Origin of the sequence: Streptomyces sp. NPDC002790, from assembly GCF_040295505.1 — a bacterium.
In the GTDB taxonomy this organism is placed as follows: domain Bacteria; phylum Actinomycetota; class Actinomycetes; order Streptomycetales; family Streptomycetaceae; genus Streptomyces.
The window spans coordinates 1-20,796 of record NZ_JBEOVM010000034.1; the positions used below are offsets into that span (position 1 = coordinate 1).

General features: G+C 69.6%; 21 protein-coding genes. 3 read left to right on the forward strand and 18 right to left on the reverse strand.

Going from position 1 to position 20,796, the window contains the following annotated elements; genetic code table 11:
* The coding region (locus ABT004_RS17640) for an ATP-binding cassette domain-containing protein (protein WP_351337386.1) at nt 1–347 on the reverse strand (347 nt) is incomplete at its 3' end.
* 301 nt (nt 348–648) lie between these two features.
* Here ABT004_RS17640 and ABT004_RS17645 point away from each other — a divergent pair.
* Genes ABT004_RS17645 through ABT004_RS17655 form a run of 3 tightly spaced genes read left to right on the forward strand, consistent with a single transcriptional unit; the run spans nt 649 to nt 3,433 of the window.
* Nucleotides 649–1,557 (forward strand): 5'-3' exonuclease, encoded by a 909-nt coding sequence (locus ABT004_RS17645; RefSeq protein ID WP_351337537.1) that lies wholly within the window; start codon nt 649–651, stop codon nt 1,555–1,557.
* Nucleotides 1,558–1,606: 49 nt separating this feature from the next.
* Nucleotides 1,607–2,440 carry a siderophore-interacting protein gene (locus tag ABT004_RS17650; RefSeq protein WP_351337389.1) on the forward strand — a complete coding sequence of 278 codons (834 nt, stop codon included), beginning with the start codon at nt 1,607–1,609 and terminating at the stop codon, nt 2,438–2,440.
* Nucleotides 2,441–2,473: 33 nt separating this feature from the next.
* On the forward strand, nt 2,474–3,433 hold the full coding sequence (locus ABT004_RS17655) for a pseudouridine synthase (RefSeq protein ID WP_351337392.1): 960 nt from the start codon (nt 2,474–2,476) through the stop codon (nt 3,431–3,433).
* Between the two features lie 9 nt (nt 3,434–3,442).
* Here ABT004_RS17655 and ABT004_RS17660 read toward each other — a convergent pair whose 3' ends face one another.
* The 17 genes from ABT004_RS17660 to ABT004_RS17740 all read right to left on the reverse strand — a co-directional run bounded on the left by ABT004_RS17660 (nt 3,443) and on the right by ABT004_RS17740 (nt 20,740).
* Complete coding sequence (locus ABT004_RS17660) at nt 3,443–4,984, reverse strand: cytochrome P450 family protein (protein WP_351337395.1); 1,542 nt, start codon at nt 4,982–4,984, stop codon at nt 3,443–3,445.
* A gap of 75 nt (nt 4,985–5,059) precedes the next feature.
* Nucleotides 5,060–5,707, reverse strand: coding sequence for a GTP-binding protein (locus ABT004_RS17665; RefSeq protein WP_351337398.1), 648 nt, complete (start codon nt 5,705–5,707; stop codon nt 5,060–5,062).
* On the reverse strand, nt 5,688–6,095 hold the full coding sequence (locus tag ABT004_RS17670; RefSeq protein WP_351337400.1) for a DUF742 domain-containing protein: 408 nt from the start codon (nt 6,093–6,095) through the stop codon (nt 5,688–5,690). Before ABT004_RS17670 ends, ABT004_RS17665 begins: the two co-directional genes overlap by 20 nt.
* Complete coding sequence (locus tag ABT004_RS17675; RefSeq protein ID WP_266721521.1) at nt 6,092–6,499, reverse strand: roadblock/LC7 domain-containing protein; 408 nt, start codon at nt 6,497–6,499, stop codon at nt 6,092–6,094. The genes ABT004_RS17670 and ABT004_RS17675 overlap by 4 nt, the downstream gene beginning before the upstream one ends.
* On the reverse strand, nt 6,496–8,196 hold the full coding sequence (locus ABT004_RS17680) for a sensor histidine kinase (RefSeq protein WP_351337403.1): 1,701 nt from the start codon (nt 8,194–8,196) through the stop codon (nt 6,496–6,498). The genes ABT004_RS17675 and ABT004_RS17680 overlap by 4 nt, the downstream gene beginning before the upstream one ends.
* Nucleotides 8,197–8,539: 343 nt before the next feature.
* The gene (locus ABT004_RS17685) at nt 8,540–11,350 is read right to left on the reverse strand and encodes a DEAD/DEAH box helicase (RefSeq protein ID WP_451193111.1); all 2,811 of its coding nucleotides are present in this window, start codon (nt 11,348–11,350) and stop codon (nt 8,540–8,542) included.
* 76 nt (nt 11,351–11,426) lie between these two features.
* Nucleotides 11,427–12,317 carry a diacylglycerol kinase gene (locus ABT004_RS17690; RefSeq protein WP_351337409.1) on the reverse strand — a complete coding sequence of 297 codons (891 nt, stop codon included), beginning with the start codon at nt 12,315–12,317 and terminating at the stop codon, nt 11,427–11,429.
* A gap of 42 nt (nt 12,318–12,359) precedes the next feature.
* Complete coding sequence (gene tatC, locus ABT004_RS17695; RefSeq protein WP_351337412.1) at nt 12,360–13,334, reverse strand: twin-arginine translocase subunit TatC; 975 nt, start codon at nt 13,332–13,334, stop codon at nt 12,360–12,362.
* A gap of 51 nt (nt 13,335–13,385) precedes the next feature.
* Nucleotides 13,386–13,679 carry a Sec-independent protein translocase subunit TatA gene (tatA, locus tag ABT004_RS17700; RefSeq protein WP_351337415.1) on the reverse strand — a complete coding sequence of 98 codons (294 nt, stop codon included), beginning with the start codon at nt 13,677–13,679 and terminating at the stop codon, nt 13,386–13,388.
* Between the two features lie 260 nt (nt 13,680–13,939).
* On the reverse strand, nt 13,940–14,137 hold the full coding sequence (locus tag ABT004_RS17705; protein WP_351337417.1) for a G protein-coupled receptor family protein: 198 nt from the start codon (nt 14,135–14,137) through the stop codon (nt 13,940–13,942).
* Nucleotides 14,138–14,146: 9 nt separating this feature from the next.
* Nucleotides 14,147–14,419, reverse strand: a complete 273-nt coding sequence (locus ABT004_RS17710; protein WP_351337538.1) for a hypothetical protein — start codon at nt 14,417–14,419, stop codon at nt 14,147–14,149.
* A gap of 19 nt (nt 14,420–14,438) precedes the next feature.
* Nucleotides 14,439–15,395: a helix-turn-helix transcriptional regulator gene (locus ABT004_RS17715; protein WP_351337420.1), complete on the reverse strand. Its 957-nt coding sequence runs from the start codon at nt 15,393–15,395 to the stop codon at nt 14,439–14,441.
* Nucleotides 15,396–15,409: 14 nt separating this feature from the next.
* A complete protein-coding gene (locus ABT004_RS17720) occupies nt 15,410–16,363 on the reverse strand; it encodes a helix-turn-helix transcriptional regulator (RefSeq protein WP_351337423.1) in 954 nt (317 codons plus the stop codon).
* Between the two features lie 129 nt (nt 16,364–16,492).
* The gene (locus ABT004_RS17725; protein WP_351337426.1) at nt 16,493–16,867 is read right to left on the reverse strand and encodes an FKBP-type peptidyl-prolyl cis-trans isomerase; all 375 of its coding nucleotides are present in this window, start codon (nt 16,865–16,867) and stop codon (nt 16,493–16,495) included.
* Nucleotides 16,868–16,951: 84 nt separating this feature from the next.
* On the reverse strand, nt 16,952–17,965 hold the full coding sequence (locus tag ABT004_RS17730) for an FKBP-type peptidyl-prolyl cis-trans isomerase (protein WP_351337429.1): 1,014 nt from the start codon (nt 17,963–17,965) through the stop codon (nt 16,952–16,954).
* 144 nt (nt 17,966–18,109) lie between these two features.
* A complete protein-coding gene (gene pafA, locus ABT004_RS17735) occupies nt 18,110–19,471 on the reverse strand; it encodes a Pup--protein ligase (RefSeq protein ID WP_351337432.1) in 1,362 nt (453 codons plus the stop codon).
* A gap of 9 nt (nt 19,472–19,480) precedes the next feature.
* Nucleotides 19,481–20,740, reverse strand: a complete 1,260-nt coding sequence (locus ABT004_RS17740) for an MFS transporter (protein ID WP_351337435.1) — start codon at nt 20,738–20,740, stop codon at nt 19,481–19,483.
* Nucleotides 20,741–20,796 lie beyond the last annotated feature (56 nt).

Genomic DNA, 20,796 nt, shown 5'->3' on the forward strand with positions numbered 1-20,796 from the left:
AACAGCGCGAAGTGCTGGAAGACCATGCTGATCTTGTGGGAGCGGACCTCGCGCAGCTCCTTGGGAGCCAGCGTCGTCAGGTCCTGCCCGTCGAAGCGCACGTGTCCCGCGGTGGGCTCCAGGAGTCCGTTCAGCATCCGCAGGAGCGTGGACTTACCGGATCCCGACAGACCCATGACGACGAAGATCTGGCCGGACTCCACGGTGAACGACGCGTCGATCACGGCGGCGGTGGTTCCCTCGGAGCGCAGCTCCTCACGGTCCACACCGTTACGGAGCTTCTCCACACCCTCATCGGGTTGTCTGCCGAATACCTTGTACAGGTCTTCGGCTTCAAGCCTGGACACATACACCTCTCGGGTCGAAACAACACGGCCCGCCTCCCCCGCCGGCGGGCCGTAGAGCGATACGGATCTGTCCGCTTGACCGGTCGACCTCAATAGTTGAAGTACGAACCGGCACCGCTCCGTGGCCGCGCCTGCCCCCGTTTATCTGAAACAAACGGGGGAGTTACCCAGTTCACAGTGTGTTCACTCATATCGATCAGACCCCTTACGTTCGGTGACTGTCAGTGGCGTGCGGCATGATGCGAACGTGACCCAGACGACATCCACGACAGGATCGGCGGCCCGGGCGGATCGCCGTCTGATGCTGCTCGACACCGCATCTCTGTACTTCCGGGCCTACTTCGGGGTCCCGGACTCGGTGAAGGCCCCGGACGGCACCCCGGTGAACGCGGTGCGCGGGCTCCTCGAATTCATCACCCGCCTCGTGCACGACCACCGGCCCACGCACCTGGTGGCGTGCATGGACGCGGACTGGCGCCCCCAGTGGCGCGTCGACCTCATCCCCTCGTACAAGGCGCACCGCGTCGCCGAGGAGACTCCCGCCGGCTCGCCGGACGCGGAGGAGATCCCCGACACCCTCTCCCCCCAGGTCCCGGTCATCGAGGCGGTGCTCGACGCGGTGGGCATCGCGCGCGTGGGCGTGGAGGGGTACGAGGCGGACGACGTGATCGGTACGTTCACGGGGCGGGCCGAGGGGCCGGTCGACATCGTCACCGGCGACCGTGACCTCTTCCAACTGGTCGACGACAAGCTGGAGCGGCGCGTGCTGTACCCGCTCAAGGGTGTCGGCACGCTACAGGTGACGGACGAGGACCTGCTCCGCGAGAAGTACGGGGTGGACGGATCCGGGTACGCGGACATGGCGCTGCTGCGCGGCGACCCGAGCGACGGACTGCCGGGCGTGCCCGGCGTCGGCGAGAAGACGGCGGCGAAGCTGCTCGCGAGTTACGGGGACCTGGCCGGGATCATGGCGGCCGTCGACGACCCGAAGTCGAAGCTGACGCCGACGCAGCGCAGGCGGCTCGACGAGGCGCGCCCGTATCTGGCGGTGGCGCCGAAGGTGGTGCTGGTCGCCGGGGACGTACCGCTGCCGGAGGTGGAGACGGCACTGCCGCGCGAACCGCACGATGCCGCGACCCTCGAGGAGTTGGCGGTCCGCTGGGGCTTGGGAGGATCTTTGCAGCGCCTCCTCAGCACCCTCTCAGAATGAGGTGTTAGCTTAGGTATACCTAACTAATTGTGATCGAGGGAGACCGCCCATGGCCGAGCGCCCCGCACGCCCGCCCCGCAAGGCCCGCTCCGCACAGGTCGTGCGCGCCGAGAGCCTCACGCCCCACATGCGACGAGTGGTGCTCGGCGGTGAGGGGCTCGCTGACTTCCCGCAGGAGCTCGAACACACCGACCACTACGTGAAGTTGCTCTTCGCACCGGCCGGGGTGACCTACGAGGAGCCCTTCGACGTGGCCAGGATCCGCGAGGAGCTGCCCCGCGACCAGTGGCCCGTGACGCGTACGTACACGGTGCGCACCTGGGACCCGCAGGCACTGGAGCTCACCCTCGACTTCGTGGTGCACGGCGACCAGGGCCTGGCAGGGCCGTGGGCCGCGAACGTCACGCCCGGCGAGACCATTCATTTCATGGGCCCCGGCGGCGCCTACCACCCCGACACCACGGCGGACTGGCACCTGATCGCCGGTGACGAGAGCGCCCTGCCGGCGGTCGCCGCCGCCCTCGAAGCGCTGCCCGAGGGCACGCGGGCACACGCCTTCGTCGAGGTCGAGGGCCCCGAGGAGGAGCAGAAGATCGACTCCCCCTTGGAGATCACCTGGCTGCACCGCGCGGGCCGCCCGGTCGGGCAGGCGCTCATCTCCGCGGTGACCGGGCTCGACTTCCCCGAGGGCCGCCCGCACGCGTTCGTGCACGGCGAGGCGGGCTTCGTGAAGGAGCTGCGCCGCCATCTGCGCGTCGACCGCGCGATCCCGCGTGAGGACCTGTCCATCTCCGGCTACTGGCGCCTCGGGCACAACGAGGACGGCTGGCAGGCCTCGAAGCGCGACTGGAACGCGCAGGTGGAGGCCGAGCAGGAGGCCTGATCCCGCGCCCCGGCCGCCGTACCCTTTCTCCCTGTGAGAAGACGCAAGCGCCCCGCCCCGCCGCCCTCCCCGCTCGCGCAGCGTGCAGGCATCGACGCCGTTCGCGTACGGATGCCGGAGGGCGGGCCGGGGCGCACCGTCCGGGACCACCTCGTACAGCGGCTTCCCGCGGAGGACGCGGTGATCGACCGGATGATCGCGCAGGGCGCGTTCGTGACGGCGGACGGGCACCCGGTCACCGCCGACAGCCCCTACGAGGTGGGTGGCACCGTGTGGTTCCACCGGGACCTCGCGCCCGAGGTCCCCGTGCCGTTCGCCGTCGAGGTCGTGTACCGCGACGAGCACATCGTGATCGCCGACAAGCCGCACTTCCTCGCCACGACGCCGCGCGGCAGTCATGTCACCGAGACCGCGCTCGCCCGGCTCCGCCGCGACCTCGGCATCGAGCGGCTGAGCCCGGCCCACCGCCTCGACCACCTCACGGCCGGGCTCGTCCTGTTCGTGGTGCGGCCCGAGGAGCGCGGCCGCTACCAGACCCTGTTCCGCGACCGCCTGGTCACCAAGCGGTACGAGGCGGTGGCCGCGTACGACTCCGGGGTGGAGCTCCCCGTCACCCTGCGGGGCCGGATCGAGAAGGAGCCGGGGAAGCTCGCCGCGTTCGAGGTGCCGGGCGGGGAGCCGAACGCCGAGAGCCGCATCGAACTCGCCGAGCGCAAGGGGGACCTGGCGCTGTACCGCCTCACCCCGCACACCGGCCGCACGCACCAACTGCGCGTCCACATGAACCGGGTCGGCCTGCCGATCCTCGGCGACCCGCTCTTCCCGGAAGTCGCCGACCGCGCGGCGGACGACGACTTCCGGCGCCCCCTCCAACTCCTGTCCCGGTCCCTGGAGTTCACGGACCCGGTGACCGGCCGCGAGCACCGCTTCGTGAGCCGGAGGGACCTCACGGCCTGGACCTCGTACGAGCGGTGGGACCAGGGACCGGTCTAGGACACCGGCTCACTCACCGCGCCACCAGCGCAGGAAGCGCTGCCACACGCTGAGCTCGGCCGAGGCCGACCCCTGCGGGTCCGGGTGCGCGTACGGGCGCGGCGGCCGCGCTGCCGGATCGGGGGCCACCGGCGCGGCAGGCACTGCCGGGGGCGTCGTGGCCGGCGGCGGCGTCGGCAGGCCCGACGTGATCTTCCAGTCCGGCCGCTGCGAAGGCAGCTGGCCCGGCTGGGACCTCACGTCCTGCGGCGGACGCGGCGTGAAGTCCACCGGCAGCTCCACCAGATGCCGCCCCATGATCGTCGAAGTCCACCTCAACTCGCTCTCGGGGACTTCGAGTTCGGCGTCGGGCAGCCGCATCAGGAACGCGTCGACCCCGATCTCCGCCACCGCACGCCCGATGTCCTGTCCGGGGCACTCGTGCGGGCCGCCGCCGAACGCGAGGTGCGAGCGGTTGCCCATCATGTGGGCGCCGGGTTCGGGCCGTACCCTCGGGTCCGCGTTGCCCGGCTGGATGCCGAAGATCAGGCCGTCGCCCGCCCGGATCGGCTGCCCACCCAACTCCGTGTCCGCCTTGGCGAAGTAGCCGACGTTGGCGCTGAACGGCGGCTCGTCCCACAGCGACTGCTCGACCGCCTCCGGCACCGTCATCTGCCCGCCGTTGAGCCGCGCGCGGAACCGGGGGTCGGTGAGCACCACACGCAGCACGTTCGCGATGAGGTTGGCCGAACCCTCATGGGTGGCGATGAGGATGACCCGCAGGTTCTGCGCGACCTCGTCGTCGGTGAGTCCGGAGGGCGAGGTGATGAGCGTGCTGGTGAAGTCGTGCTCGAGGGGCGCGGCGCGGCGCCGCACGACGAGGTCCGTCAGGATGCCCATCAGGTACTCGTTGCACGCGATGGCCGACTCGCCACCCTTGAGCAGATCACGGGTGGCCTGCACGATGCGCTCGCTGTAGGCCTCGGGGGCGCCGAGCACCTCCAGCATCACCATCATCGGGAGGTGCTCGGCGAACTCCCTGACGACCTCGCACGTGCCGCGCTCGGAGAACCGGTTGATGATCTCCTGCGTGGCCTTGTTGATGGAGCGACGCAGCTCACGGTGCTCGACGGTCTCGACGGCGGCGGTGACCGGGCTGCGCAGCCGCAAGTGCTCGGCGCCCTCCTCCATCGCGCACATGGGCTGCCAGGTGAAGACCGGGGCGAGCGGGTGCGTGGGCCCGGCGGTGCCGTCCCTGACGGCGCTCCAGTTCCGGGAGTCCCGGTTGAACAGGGCCGTGGTGCTCACCATCTGGAGGTTCTCGCTGTGCCCGAGCACCGCCCACATGGGAACGTCCTCGTGGATGAGCGCCGGGGCGACCGGGCCGTACTCGGCACGGAGTTTCTCGTAGACACCGGCGATGTCCTCGTCCGCCTCGGGGCCGTAGAGCCGGCGCAGGCCGTCGGGGCCGAGGGCGTCGTGGGCGGGGCAGCCCGGCGGCGGCGCGAGCGGGGAGTCTCCGAGTGCGTCGAACGCGGTGGGCGGCTGTGAAGGCTGGGAGGGTGACGTCACGGGAATGCTCCGGTCGGTTTGGTTCGACGAAAGAAGAAGCGAACTACGTGAAGGAACACGGTGATTGATGGCACGTCAGGTGCGGTGCAGCGCCATCTCGTGCAGATACCGCATCAGCGTGAGCAGCACCTCGCGGCTGGACGCCCTGCGGCGCACGTCGCAGTCGACGATGGGGACGTACGGACCCAGGTCGAGGGCCGAGCGCAGCTCTTCGCTGGGGTAGCGCGGTCCGTCGGGGAAGGTGTTGTTGGCGATCACGAACGGCACTCCGCGCTCCTCGAGCCGCCCGATCACGTCGAAGCTGACTTCGAGGCGGCGGGTGTCGGCGAGCACGACGGCGCCGAGCGCGCCCTCGAACAGACCGTTCCACAGGAACCAGAACCGCTCCTGCCCCGGCGTCCCGAAGAGGTACAGGACGAGTTCCTCGGTGATGCCGATCCGGCCGAAGTCCATGGCCACGGTCGTGGCGGTCTTGGTCTCCGAGCCGTAGTCGTCGTCGACGCCGATGCCCGCCTGCGTCATGGTCTCTTCGGTGGTGAGCGGCCGGATCTCGCTGACGGAGCCGACCATGGTGGTCTTGCCGACCCCGAATCCGCCCACGATGACGATCTTTACGGCCGACGTGACGGTGTCGGGCAGTCGTTCCTCGGCCCGGGGTCCCGGGATGTTCACGCTCATCGCGGTGTCGGTCCCGGCCGTGCTGTCAGAGCTTCTGTAGTCCATGCATCACCGCTTCGAGAAGGGAACGGTCCGCGACCGCGCCGCGGATCACCGGCGCGCGGGCCTGCACCAGCTCGGCCGCGAGGAGTTCGCCGAGCAGCACGGTGACCACGCTGAACGGCAGAGCGAGGTAGGCCGAGATCTCGGCCGTCGACAGGGGCGTCTTGCACAGGCGCATGACGGCGGCCTGCTCGGGCGGCGACGACGGCGGCGGATCTCCGCGCGCCACTATCAGGGTCACCAGGTCGAGCGGCGCGCGGTCGCTTCCGTCGGTGCCGCCCGTGATGACGTAGAGACGCTCGGGGTCGGGCTTACCGTCGACCTGCTGCGCCCGGCGCTCACGCCTGGGCGGCGGTTCCCTGAAAGGGGGTTCGGGGGGACGGTGCGTCATACGGTCTGGCCGTTGCGCCGTGGCGGGCTCGTCAGATGCGCCCCGATCCGGATGACGAGATCGCGCATCTGGTGGCTGACGAGGCCGGCGTCGACGAACTGGTCGGCGAGCACGGCGAGGTACGCGCCCTTGCCAGCGGCCATCAGATAGAAGAAGCCGCCGTCGACCTCGATGATGACCATGTTCATCTTGCCGCTGCTCTCCGGGATCTCCGTGGCGACGGCGGAGGCCAGCGACTGAAGTCCCGCGCAGGCGGCGGCGATCCGGTCGGCGGCGTCGGGGTCACCGCCGTAGCGGGCGATGCGCAGCCCGTCCGAGGAGAGCACGACCACCTGCTTCACATTGGGCACGCACTCGGCGAGCTCCTTGAGCATCCAGTCGAAATTGGCCCGTTGCTGGATCACTGGCGGTCTCCCTCGTCGACCTGCTGGTTGTACGCGTCGCCCTGCGGCTTGGCCGCGCCGTCCGGGTCCTCGGCGGTGTGCCCCACCGCGTCGGTCCCCTCGGCCCGGCCCGCCTCGGGCCGCAGCCCGCTCATGAACGCCTCGACCCACAGGCCGGGTTCGGGCTGCTCGGCCCCGCCGTGCCGGTCCTGCTCGCCGGGTGCGGCGGAGGCCGGTGCCGAGGTCCCGTACGCCGCCGGGGCGGGCTCCGCCGCGGGCGGCGGCGTCGAGAGGTCCGGGTTGCGGGGCGTCACGATGATCTGGTCCTCGATGACCTTCGTGTCGTACTTCCTGCGCCGCTGCGGCAGGCCGTTGGCCCGCCATTCCGTGACCACGGGAACGTCGTCCTCCATCGCGGCGACGAGTGGGGCGGAGGGGCGCGGGCCCGTGACGGGGCGCGGTCCTGTGGTGGGGCGGCGCGTCTTCTTCAGTCGCGGCTCCTCCTTGACCGGCAGGCCCTCGTGGTCGACGCGGGGCACGGCGGAGGCGCCGATGCCGTGGGCGAGGCCGGGGGCGTGCTGGGTGCTCAGCATGGCGCGCGGCACGACGAGCACCGCGCGCACGCCGCCGTACGCGGACTGGCGCAGCGAGATCTGCATGTCGTACATCGCGCACAGCCGACCCACGATCGCGAGCCCGAGCCGCGGGTTCCCGCCGAGGTCGTTGAGGTCGTAGCCGGCCTGGGCCTTCTCCAGCATCCCCTCGGTCTTGCGGCGCTGCTCCTCGCTGAGGCTGACGCCGCCGTCCTCGATCTCGATGGCGACGCCGGTCTGCACCTCGACCGCGGTGACGTGCACGCGGGTCGTCGGCGGCGAGTAGCGGGTCGCGTTGTCGAGGAGTTCCGCGCAGGCGTGGATGACGGGCTCGACGGAGATTCCCCTGACGGCCACGTCGCAGATGGCGTGCAGGTCGATGCGCGGGTACTCGAGGATGCGCGACATGGCGCCGCGCAGCACGCTGTAGAGCTTGACGGGCTGGGGCCACTGGCGCCCGGGGCGGGCGCCGCCGAGGACGGCGACGGAGTCGGCGAGGCGGCCGATCAGGGCCGTGCCGTGGTCGACGCGCAGCAGGTCGTCGAAGACCTCGGGGTTGCGGCCGTGGTCCTCCTCCATCTCGCGGAGTTCCTCGGCCTGCTTGTGCACGATGGCCTGGACGCGACGGGCGACGGAGACGAAGGCACGCTGTGCGCCGTCCCGCATCGTGATCTCGTTGTCGATCTCCGTGAGGGCCATGCTCATCAACTCGCGCTCGCCCGGCGTGACATCACGGAAGGCGGGCTCGGCGTCGCAGGTGTTGCGGACGGCGTCGCCCGGCCTGTCGCCGGTGGCCATCCGGTACAGGGCGTGCGGGAAGACCTCCTTGGCCACCCGCATCGTGCGGTGTTCCTGGGCGGCTATATGGGCTTCCAACTCGGCTACATGCTGGGCGTATTGGCCGCGCTGCGCCCTGTTGACGCGGCCGCGGCGGACCGCCTCGGCGGAGACGGCGAGCACGAGGAGCACGCCGAGCGCGCCGCACAGGGCGACGGCCGGCCGGGCGGGCTGCGTGACCAGGGCGGCGGCTGCTCCGGTGGCGGCCGCCATGACCATGGCGGGCAGCAACAGCACGCGCAGATAGGGGACTTCTCGGCCACCGGGAGGCGATTGAACACTCACCATGTATGCCCTCTGAACGGTCGGGTCTGGGAACGTCGGAGATTCAGGATGGTTCGTCACGCTTCAGGTGCGCCACATCACGGAACTTCGGCGCATAAGGGAACAAGCGGCCGAATCCATCTCAACTCGGTTCGCTGCGTGCGAGCTTAGTCCCGCCGGATCATCGCCGGGTCATATTCAGCAAGGCCCTGAAATCGTCCCCACGACAGGAATACACTCGCCCCATTTGCACGCTCGGTCGCGAATCGCACACATGGAGCAATGGCGTCCGCGCGCGCGAATGTGGCCGAACGCAGCGGCGGGCCCACCCGGCATCCGGGTGGGCCCGCCGACGTACGCCTCGCTTCTACCCCACCGAGGAGTAGGCGACGACTCCCCTGCGTACGGCGTCCACGGCCTTGCGCGCATTGCGCCCCACCGTGGAGCCCTCCGTGGGGGCGGCCGCCGCGATCTGCCCCAGCACGTCGATGACCTGCTTGCACCAGCGCACGAAGTCGCCGGCCGGCATCTCGGCCTCCCGCAGCACCTCGTCGAGCCCCTTGCCCGAGGCCCACTGGTAGGCGATCCAGGCGAAGCCGAGGTCGGGCTCGCGCTGGCCGACGCCCTCCGCCTGGTTGATCCGGAACTCCTCCTCCAGGGCGTCGAGCCGGCCCCAGATCCGCACCATCTCGCCGAGCGCCGCCTTGGCCTTTCCCGCGGGCAGCTTGGGCGCGAGCGCGTCGTCCGCGACCCGCGCCTCGAACACCAACGCCGAGACGCACGCCGCGAGTTCGGCCGGGTTCAGGTCCTCCCAGACGCCGTCCCGCAGGCACTCACTGGCGAGCAGGTCCAGCTCGCCGTAGAGGCGGGCGAGCCGCTTGCCGTGCTCGGTCACCTCGTCGCCGCGCAGATAGTCCATCTCGGTGAGCAGCTTGACGATGCGGTCGAAGGTCCGCGCGATCGTGTTCGTGCGCCCCTCGATCCGCCGCTCCAGCTGCCCGGTGTCCCGCTTGAGCCGGTAATAGCGCTCGGCCCACCGCGCGTGGTCCTCGCGGTCGGAGCAGCCGTGGCACGGATGCGCCCGCAACTCAGCCCGCAGCCGCGCGATCTCCCGGTCGTCCGCCGCCTCCGAGCGGCCCTTCTTCTTGTGCCGGTCCGGCACGATGTGGCCGGCCTTGGTGCGCAGCGCGGAGGCCAGATCGCGCCGGGACTGCGGCGAGCGCGGGTTGAACGACTTCGGGATGCGCATCCGGTCCAGCGCCTCCACGGGCACCGGGAAGTCGATCGAGGCGAGCCGCTTGACCTGGCGCTCGGCGGTCAGCACCAGCGGTCTCGGGCCGTCGTGGTGCTCGAAGCCGCGATGCCCGTTGGACCGGCCGGCCGGCAGGCCCGGGTCGAGCACGAGCGCGAGGCCCGCGAACTTCCCCGTCGGCACATGGATGACGTCACCGGGCTTCAGCTTCTCCAGCGCGGCCGCCGCCTGGACGCGCCGCTGTGCGGCACCCTGCTTGGCCAACTCGGTCTCGCGGTCCTTGAGTTCGCGCCGCAGCCGGGCGTACTCCTCGAAATCGCCGAGGTGGCAGGTCATGGACTCCTGGTAGCCCTCGAGCCCCTCCTCGTTCTTCTGCACCTGCCGCGAGATGCCCACGACCGAGCGGTCCGCCTGGAACTGGGCGAAGGACGTCTCCAGGAGCTCCCTCGACCGGTGGCGGCCGAACTGGTCGACCAGGTTCACCGCCATGTTGTACGACGGCCTGAAGCTCGACTTGAGCGGGTACGTGCGCGTACCCGCGAGCCCCGCCAGGTACTCGGGGCTGAAGCCGCGCTGCCACAGCACCACGGCGTGGCCCTCGACATCGATGCCACGACGCCCGGCACGACCTGTGAGCTGCGTGTACTCACCGGGCGTGATGTCCGCGTGCTGCTCGCCGTTCCACTTGACGAGCTTCTCCAACACCACCGACCTGGCAGGCATGTTGATGCCGAGCGCGAGCGTCTCCGTCGCGAACACGGCCTTCACCAGGCCGCGCACGAACAGCTCCTCGACGACCTCCTTGAAGGTCGGCAGCATGCCCGCGTGGTGCGCGGCGATGCCGCGCTCAAGACCTTCGAGCCACTCGAAGTAGCCGAGGACGTGCAGATCCTCGTCGGGAATGGCCGCCGTGCGCTCCTCGACGATCGAGCGGACCTCGGCCCGCGCGTCCTCGTCGTTGAGTCTGAGGCCCGCGTACAGGCACTGCTGGACGGAGGCCTCGCAGGCGGCCCGGCTGAAGATGAACGTGATGGCGGGCAGCAGTCCCTCGGAGTCGAGGCGCTCGATGACCTCGGGGCGGCCCGGCGTCCAGATCCGGGAGCGCTGTCTGCGCTCCCGCTCCCTGTCGGCCTCGCGCATGTGCCGGCCGCGTCTGCGGTCCTGGTACGAGGGGCGGCTGGCCTCCATGCGCGCCATCCGCGTCAGGTCGGGGTTGACCGCCTTCTTGCTGCCCTCACCCTCCTCGAAGAGGTCGTACATCCGGCGCCCGGCGAGCACGTGCTGGAACAGGGGCACGGGCCGGTGCTCGGAGACGATCACTTCGGTGTCACCGCGCACGGTGTCGAGCCAGTCGCCGAACTCCTCCGCGTTCGACACCGTCGCCGACAGGGAGACGAGGGTCACGGACTCCTGGAGGTGAATGATCACCTCTTCCCAGACGGCGCCACGGAAGCGGTCTGAGAGGTAGTGCACCTCGTCCATGACGACGTAGCCGAGCCCGAGGAGCGACCGCGAGCCCGCGTACAGCATGTTGCGCAGCACTTCGGTGGTCATGACGACCACGGGCGCGTCACTGTTCACACTGTTGTCGCCCGTGAGCAGGCCGACCTTGTCCGCGCCATAGCGCTTCGAGAGGTCCTGGTACTTCTGGTTCGACAGGGCCTTGATGGGGGTCGTGTAGAAACACTTCTTGCCCTGCTCCAGGGCAAGGTGTACGGCGAATTCGCCGACGATCGTCTTGCCGGAGCCGGTGGGCGCCGCGACCAGGACGCCCTTGCCCGCCTCCAGCGCCTGGCACGCCTCGATCTGGAAGGGGTCGAGGCCGAAGTCGTACATCTCGCGGAAGGTCGCGAATGCGGTGGCCTGCTCGGCGGCCCGCTTACGGGCTGCCGCATACCGCTCGGCCGGTGAGAGGTCCTCTGTCATCGTGTTTTCCAGCCTACCGACGACCACTGACATCGGACGATCATTATCCGGTTAGGACTAGGGCCCGTCCGGCGGATCAGCCGGTGAGGATCCGCACCGCCCCCGGCACGCACCGCGCGACCAGCGGCAACGCGCCGACCGGCTCCCCGTCCGCGTAACCCGTGATGCCCCCGGCGGCCAACTCGACACGCGCCGCCCGGTACACGCTCACCGCGGGGTGGCCGATGTGGGTCCCCTTGTAGACGCGTGGGAACACCTTCATCAGGGTCGTACGGGAGCAGTCCCCGACCACGGTCACGTCGAAAAGACCGTCGCTCATGTCGGCCTCCGCGCAGATCCTCATGCCACCGCCGTACGACGTCCCGTTGCCGACGGCGATCAGCGTCGCGGCGACCTCGCGCACGGAACCGTCGTCGAGCGTCAGCTTGAAGGGCACCGCCTTGAAGGTGGCCAGTTCCAGCGCGATCGCCAGATCGTACTTGAAGCGGCCGATCGGCAGCCGCATCCGGTTGCCGCGGTCGTTGACGCGTGAGTCGAAGCCGGAGGCGAGCACAGTGCCGAACCAGTGGTCGCCGATCCGGCCGAGGTCGACCTCCCGGGTCCGCGAGCCCTTCAGCGCGTCGGCGACGAGCCGGCCGGCCGTGGCCGGGTCACGTATCGGAAGGCCGAGCGCACGGGCGAAGTCGTTGCCGGTCCCCACGGCGACGATCCCGAGCGGTGTGTCGGTCCCGGCGACCGCCTGCAGCGCGAGGTTCACGAGGCCGTCCCCGCCGACGGCCACCAGCGCCCCGGTCCCCTCCGCCACCGCTTCACGCGCGCGTGCCAGGGCGTCGTCGGCGTCCGTTCCGACGACGGTGCGCACCTGGAAACCGGCTGCCCGCAAAGCGGAAGCGGCCGGCTGCGCAGCGTGTGCGCCCCGGCCGCGTCCCGCGGTGGGATTGACGAAGAGGGTGATCTCACAGCTCACGTGCGGACACTAACAAGTGCCCAGCTCCGAACAGGAGTTACCTCAGGTCACATCGTCGTAACCGTTGATCCGGTCCGGTCGCGTCGCCGTGTCCGGCCGCTCGGAGGTCGCCTGCTCCGGGAGCGCCCGGCTCGCCGGGACGGGCTCGATCTCGCCGATGTCATCGGGCGTCAGGTCGAGCTCGGAGGCCTCGTCGTCATCGGGTCCCGCGGCCTCGCTCAGCCGCCTGCGCCGGTCGTTGAGCAGCGAGAAGATCACCGCTCCGAAGTAGAGGATCCAGATGGGCCCGGCGAGCAGCAGCATGGTCACCGGGTCGGTGCTCGGCGTCGCCACGGCCGCGAACACCGTGATGCCCATGATCATCGCGCGCCACCAGCCGAGCATCCGCTTGCCGGTGATCGCCCCGATGAGGTTGAGGAAGATCAGCAGCAGGGGCAGCTCGAAGGAGAGTCCGAAGACGAGCACCATGCGCAGCACGAGGTCGAGCAGATCGTCGAGCGGCAGCAGGTTCTGGGCGTTGCCCGGCGTGAAGTCGATGAGGACCTTCGCCGTCGTCGGCAGCACCGTGTAGGCGAAGTAGGCGCCGATCATGAAGAGCGGGGCGCCCGTGGCCACGAACGCGTACGCGTACTTCTTCTCGTGCCGGTGCAGACCCGGCGCGACGAAGCCCCAGAGCTGGTACAGCCAGACCGGCGAGGCGCCGACGACGCCGACCATCAGCGACACCTTCAGAGCGAGGGTGAAGGGGGTCAGCAGGCCGTTGAGGGTGATCTGGGCGCAGGGCTTGTCCGATGTCGTCTTCGCCAGCTCGGAGAACGACTGTGCGCAGCCGACCGAGTCGAGGATCGGCTTGGTGATCACATTGATGATGTCGTTGTAGAAGAACGCGGCGACGATCGTGATCGCGACGATGCCCACGAGCGCCTTCGCGAGCCGGTTGCGGAGCTCACGCAGGTGCTCCGCGAGCGGCATCCGCCCCTCGGGATCCTTCTCCTGTTTGCGGGCAGACTTGAGCAACCCACGTCCTCATCTCGTGCGGCAGGCCGCCATGGCAGGCGCGGCCTTCGATCAGCTCTTGGTCGTCTGGTTCGTCTGCTCGTTCACGGGACGCGAGCTGTCCACGTCGCCGGGGGACGCCTGGATGGTGCGCGGTACCGCGGTGTCCTTGGCGTCCTGCGGCGCGTCGGAGGGAGCGGCCGTCTTGTCGCCGCCCTCGCCCTTCATGGCCTTGGCCTCGCTCTTGAGGATGCGGGCCGACTTGCCCAGCGAACGCGCCATGTCGGGAAGCTTCTTCGCGCCGAACAGCAGAATGACCACTACGAGGATCAGGATGATCTCGGGTGCACCGAGCCTTCCGAACATATCCGTTTACCTTCTCACTGAGGCGGCAGGGGGCGGGGCTGCCGGTACCGATCGGACCTCGGACTGTTGTCCGACCACCGTGCTGGCAGCGATCGTATCCCGTGGGGGTAAACACGAGGCAATGCCCGTGCGTCCTCCCAATTGCGGACCGCGCCTCACTACCGGACCGCCAAAGGGAGCGTACCCGCCGACCACGACAACGGGACAGGCCGCGACGGTAAAGCGCTTTCCACGCTCCCGCCGAGGGCGCCGACGGGCCGTCAGACCACGTCGCCGCCGGCCTTCGCGACACCCACGGCGGCCCGCTCGAGGTCCTCCGCCGCGCGGTTGATCCGCTGCGTGGTGTCGGCCACTTGACTCCCGAGGCGCTGCGCCTCGACGAAGACCCGCACCGCGAGGACCGCCAGCACGGCGAGCCCCACGAAACCCACAGCAACCGCCAGCATCGCCCAGAACATGCGCCGAGCCTAGACGGTCTGGTGGAGACGCAGCGTGCGCACCCCGCCACCGGTGAGGAGTTCGATGATGCGCTCACCGGCGGGCTTGCGCACCGAGGTCTCGCACTCGGGGCAGGTGAACGAGTAGAACGTGGTGCGGCGGCTGGCCCCGATCGCCAACCGGATCGCCGTCGCGGCCAGTTCGAAGCGGGCGCGACAGTCGGGGCAGGCGGCCCTGAAGACGACGGGCGCGACGGTCGACGCCGTGGGGGACATTTCGGCGATATCAGTGAATCCGGCCATACCCGTCATGTCTCGCACCTCACGCCGCCCCGTCGTACGCCACGAGCGCCTCGCGCGCCGCGTCCCGCGCGCTGGTCGCCAGCTCGGCGGGCGCCACGATGTGCCCGTCCCGGCCGAGCCGCAGCGCGAGCCTGCGCAGCGAGGACGGCTCCGGCGTGCGCAGCGTGATCCGCAGCCCGCCGTCCTGCAGCTCCTCGGCGCTGTCGTGCGGGTAGTACTCGGCGACCCAGCGGCCACCGGGGCCGACCTCGACGACCACCTCGGGGTCCTCGGCCGCGGGCTGCACAAGCCCCTCGGACAGATCCCGCAGTTCGACCTCCGGCGGCGCCGACGGCTCGTCCAGGACCTTGATCTCGGCGACCCGGTCGAGCCGGAACGTCCGCCGCGCCTCCGAACGACGACACCACGCCTCTACGTAGGTGTGCCCCACGCTCACGAGCCGGATCGGGTCGATCTCCCGCTCGGTGACCTCGTCGCGGGCGGGTGAGTAGTAGCGGATCCACAGCCGGCGCCGCTCCGAGATCGCCCGGTCGACGTCCGCGAAGACGCCGCCCTCCGACTCGAAGGTGACGCTCAGGCGCGCGCTGGCGCCGGCCACCTCACCGGCCGCGGTCTCCAGCTTCGCGGTCGCCCGCAGCAGCGCGAGACGGTCGCTCTCCCGCAGCCCCGGCAGCGTCGCGACCGCGCGGGCCGCCACCAGAAGCGCGGTCGCCTCGTCGGCGGCGATCCGCAGCGGCTCCGCGACATCGTCGGGGTTGTGCCACCAGATGCGGTCGCCGTCGGTGTCGATGTCCAGCAGATCGCCGCCGCGGAAGCTCGTTCCGCACAGCGGCAGCACGTCCAAGTCGGAGATCAGCTCGTCCTCGGTGATGCCGAAGGCCCGCGCGACATCCTCCACGCGCGCGCCGGGGCGCTCGCGCAGATACGTCACCAGGGACAACATCCGCCGGGTCTGGTCAATGGCGTTGGAAGCCATCTGCGTACTCCCCCTCAGCCCTTGGCCACGGCGCGCAGCCGGTCCACGACATCGGCCCGCAGTTCCGCGGGCTCCAGCACCACCACGTCAGGCCCGAACTCCACGAGCCAGGCGTCGAGCCCGTGCCCGTACGGGATCTCCATCTCGTCCCAGCCCCCGCCGAGCTCGCGCACGGAGGCGGCCTTGGCGCGCAGCGGGTAGCCGGCGCCCGTCCGCAGCCTGATCAGCGCGGAGCGGTCGGCGGTCTCCCCCGCCCAACTCGCGACGGTCTCCCGCACGGTCACCACATCCGGCACGGGCACCTTGAACTGTCCTGCGCGCGAACGCACCTTGCCGGTGATCCGGGACAGCCGGAAGACCCGCTCGGCCTGCCGGTCCCGATCCCAGCCCGCGAGGTACCAGTGGCCGCGCCAGCACTCCAGGGCCCACGGCTCGACGTGCCGCTGCTCGGGCCGGACGGCCGTGGCCTTGCGGTAGTCGAAGACGACAGGGCGCCGGTCGCGGCAGGCCAGCATCAGCGGCTCGAAGGACGCCTCGTGCGCCGGGATCCTGGGTTCGAGCGCGCCATGGCTCTCGTACGGGTCCACGTCCTCGGGCATCCCGGCCGCGCGCAGCTTCTGCAGGGCGCCGCTCGCCGCTCCGGCGAGGCGGGCCTGCTGCCAGACCTTCGCGGCGAGGCCGAGGGCGGCGGCCTCCTCCGCGTCGAGCGTGACGGGCGGCAGGCGGTTGCTGTCACGGCCGGCCAGATATCCGACCTCGCCGTCCAGGTTCTCCACGGTCTCGATGACCAGGCCGAGTTCGCGCAGATCGTCCTTGTCGCGCTCGAACATCCGGTTGAAGGAATCGTCGCTGCCCGCTTCGAGGTAGGCCTCGATGGAGCCGCGCAGCTCGCGCTTGCTGAGCGGACGCCGCGTCCCGAGCAGACACAGCGCCAGATTCATCAGCCGCTCGGCCTTGGCAATCGCCATCGACGCCCTTTCTGAAGGTGACTCCCGACGGACGACCGTACCGCTCGGGAGTGTCGCGGCAAAAGCCGAGGGCCCATGCCAGCTGGCATGGGCCCAGGGTTGACCGCTTGCGGTCGGAGTGCGACTGGCTCAGACGGCGATCAGGTCACACACGAAGATCAGCGTCTCGCCGGGGGCGATGCGGCCGCCGCCGGCGCCACGGTCCCCGTACGCGAGGTGCGCCGGGATGGTCAGCCGACGACGACCGCCGACCTTCATGCCCTGCACGCCCTTGTCCCAGCCCGCGATGACCTGACCGGCACCGAGCTGGAACTCCAGCGGGTTGCCGCGGTTCCACGAGGCGTCGAACTCCTCGCCGGTGGAGAAGGCCACGCCCACGTAGTGGACCTTCACGAAGTCGCCGGCCTTGGCCTCGGCGCCGTCGCCCTCCCAGAGCTCCTCGATCTGGAGGTCCGCCGGTGCGTCACCGATCGGGAAGTCGACCTCGGGCTTGTCGATGTTCACGTGAAGTGCTCCTGCTTGTTGACTGCTCTGCAAACGGGACAGTCTGCCATCTTCTGCGGCTCAGTGTGCCGCTCAGTGTGCCGCTCAGTGTGCGGCGAGGATGTCGACCGTGAAGACCAGCGTCGAATTGGCCGGCAGCGTCTTGCCCTGCGCCTTCTTGCCGTACGCCTGCTCCGGCGGGATCACCAGGAGCACCCGGTCACCGACGTGCTTGCCGACGAGCCCGTTGTCCCAGCCCTTGATGACCTGGCCGCCGCCGATCGGCGTCGTGAACGGCTGGCCGCTCTTCCAGGACGAGTCGAACAGCGCGGCCTTCTTCTTGCCCTCGTTGATCTTCCAGGCGGCACCGCTGTACTGCATGGTGACCGTCTGGCCCTTCTTGACCTCGTCACCCTTGCCCTGGATCAGGACCTTGTCGACCAGCTTCTTCGGCGGGTCGCTCTTCGGGATCGAGATCGTCGCCGGCTCTTCCTTGTCGGCCTGGATCTGCGGCAGGTCCGACGGGATCGAGGCCTGCTTGCCCGCGGCCTTCTTCGGGATGACCTTGCCGACGTCCAGGGCGAAGACGAGCGTGTCCGAGCCCTTGATGCCCACCTGCTGGTTGCCCTGGCTGCCGAAGCCCGCGGCCGGCGGCGCCACGACGAGGACCCGGCTGCCCTCCTTCTGCCCGAGCACGGCCTGCGAGAACGCCGGAAGCTGACCCTCGGCGCCCGCGGTCACCATCTGGTCGCCACCGCCCTGCGCGCCGTACGTGGACCCGAGGTCCTTGCCGCCCTTCCAGACCTTTCCGGTGAAGTTCATCGACACCAGGTCGTTCTTCTTCACCGCCGGACCGTCACCCTGCGACACCGTGTGCACGACGAACTTGTCGCTCGGGTCGCCCTTCGGCAGCGAGATCTTCGCCTGCTTGCCGTACGCCCCCGACACCGCCGGCATCGGGTCGGCCTTGTCGACCGCCTTCGGCACCGCGGCCCCCTTCGGCGAGGAGGACGAGTCGGCCTTGTCCGCCGAATCCTTGTTGCCGTCATCGCCGCCGCAAGCCGTCGCGGTCAGCGCCAGTGCCGGCACGATCAGTAGAGCTGCAAGTCGGCGTCGCACAGTGGTCCTCAGGTCGCTCGAATAAGGTCCGGCCACTCTAGGCCCTGTCCCTGACATTCCAAGGGACGGCCGGGGGCCTCGTACGAATGATTCGTACGAGGCCCCCGGCCGGATTGCTCAGCGTGTGCGCCCACATACCGGCGATCACATACCGGCGATCAACTTCTCCACCCGATCGTCCACACTGCGGAACGGGTCCTTGCACAGCACCGTGCGCTGCGCCTGATCGTTCAGTTTCAGATGCACCCAGTCGACCGTGAAGTCACGGCGCTGCTCCTGGGCACGGCGAATGAAGTCACCGCGCAGCCTCGCGCGCGTGGTCTGCGGCGGCACCGACTTGCCTTCGAAGATCTTCAGATCGTTGCAGATCCGCTTGGCCTGGCCCTTCTTCTCCAGGAGGTAGTAGAGACCGCGCTGCCGGTGGATGTCGTGATACGCGAGGTCTATCTGCGCGACCCTCGGGTGCGACATCGTCATGTTGTGCTTCGCGCGATAACGCTCGATGAGCTTGTACTTCATGACCCAGTCGATCTCGGTGCCCACCCGGTCCAGATCCTCGGACTCGATGGCGTCGAGCGTGCGACCCCACAGCTCGAGGACCTGCTCGACGGTGCCGGTGCGGATCCCCCGGCGATCGACGAAGTCCACGGCCTTCTCGTAGTACTCGCGCTGCACCTCGAGAGCCGAGGCCTCCCGGCCACTGGCGAGCCGCACCTTGCGGCGACCCGTGATGTCGTGACTCACCTCGCGGATCGCCCGGATCGGGTTCTCCAGGGTGAGGTCCCGCATCACCGTGCCCGCCTCGATCATGCGCAGCACGAGGTCGGTGGCGCCGACCTTCAACAGCATCGTCGTCTCCGACATGTTCGAGTCGCCGACGATGACGTGCAGACGGCGATAGCGCTCGGCGTCCGCGTGCGGTTCGTCCCTGGTGTTGATGATCGGCCGGGAGCGCGTCGTCGCGGAGCTGACGCCCTCCCAGATGTGCTCGGCACGCTGGCTCACGCAGTACACGGCACCGCGCGGAGTCTGCAGCACCTTGCCCGCACCGCACAGCAACTGCCTTGTGACCAGGAAGGGGATGAGAATGTCCGCGAGCCGTGAGAACTCCCCGTGCCGCGCCACCAAGTAGTTCTCATGGCAGCCGTAGGAGTTACCCGCCGAGTCGGTGTTGTTCTTGAACAGGTATACGTCGCCCGCGATCCCCTCCTCGTGCAGGCGGCGTTCGGCGTCGACGAGCAGGCCTTCCAGAATGCGCTCGCCCGCCTTGTCGTGCGTGACCAACTCGGTCACGTTGTCACATTCGGGAGTTGCGTATTCCGGATGCGACCCGACGTCGAGGTAAAGGCGGGCACCGTTCCGCAGAAAGACATTGCTGCTGCGGCCCCATGACACGACACGGCGGAAGAGGTACCGCGCCACCTCGTCAGGAGACAGGCGGCGCTGTCCCCTAAACGTACACGTGACGCCGTACTCGTTCTCCAGCCCGAAAATGCGGCGGTCCATGACTGAACATTACGCCCGATCCCCCGAGCTGAAACGGGGTTCGACGGCACGGTTTGGATCATTTTCCGAAGAGCGTGCGACACGCCCGGACGTGCGCGGCTCCGCCAGGACCCGAGCCGTTGAAACCAGGACGACCAGCGCGAGCGCGCCGGCGACCGCCGGAACGGCGAAACCCCACCGTGTGCCGGCCCACTCGACGACCGGGCCCGCCACGGCCGTTCCCACACTGGAGCCGACCATGAACGTCGTCACGAGCCACGAGAACGCCTCCGTCACCGTGCCCCGCGGCGCGTGCCGGTCCACCACGATGAACGCACACGCGATGCACGGCGCGAGGAACACCCCCGCCACCACCATCAGAGCCACCATCGCCACCGGACCCGGCATCAGGACCAACGGCACGTAGAACAAGGCAAGGAGCGCCACCAGCCACCGAAGTCGCGCCTCCGGAGCGCCACTCCACTGGCGGGCCCCATACATGCTGCCACCCACCAGCGCGCCCAACCCGATCGCCGCCATCAGCCAGCCGTACACGGCATCGCCGCCGCGCCCCTCCGCATACGACATCGCCGCCACGGTGATCGAACCGAGCGCGATCCCGATGAACAAGAAGGCAACGAGCAGGACCAGCAGCCCAGACGAGCGCAACGCGCCCAGCCAATGCGCCTCGCGCGGAGCCGAACGCCACGCGCGCGAAGGCTTCGACAGCACCACGGAGAGCGCGCCCAACACGCCGATCACGTTGAGCACCACGAGCGCGGCCTGCGCCGACCACAACGACACGCACAGGGTCACCAGCAACGGCCCTACGGTGAACATGACTTCCTGCGCGATCGCGTCCATCGCGTACGCCGTGTGCACCTGCTCCTCACGCGCCAGCACACTCGGCCACAGCGCACGCAGACCGCCCTCGAGCGGCGGCGTGAACAGCCCGGCCAGGGCCATCGCCGCGTACGCCAACGGCAGCGAGTCCATCCCGACGAACGCGAAGACCGTCATCGCGAGGCCCGACAGGATCGCCGCCGGCAGCTGCACCAGCGGCTGGCCCCGCAGGTCGACGAGGCGCCCCAGGAGCGGCTGCCCGATCGCGTTCGCCACCCCGTACACCGCCGCGAGCGCGCCCGCCAGGCTGTACGTGCCGCCCTCGGCCCGGATGAAGAGCACGACGGCGATCGGAGCCGTCGCGTTCGGCAACCTGCCCACCAGGGTCCCGGTGAGCAGCCGCATCGCGTGCCGCGCCCTGAGGATCTCCGCATAACCCGCTGCCATCGACCCGCCCCCGCCTTGAAGTTTTACGTATAACGTCTCGGCGTTATACGTACCAC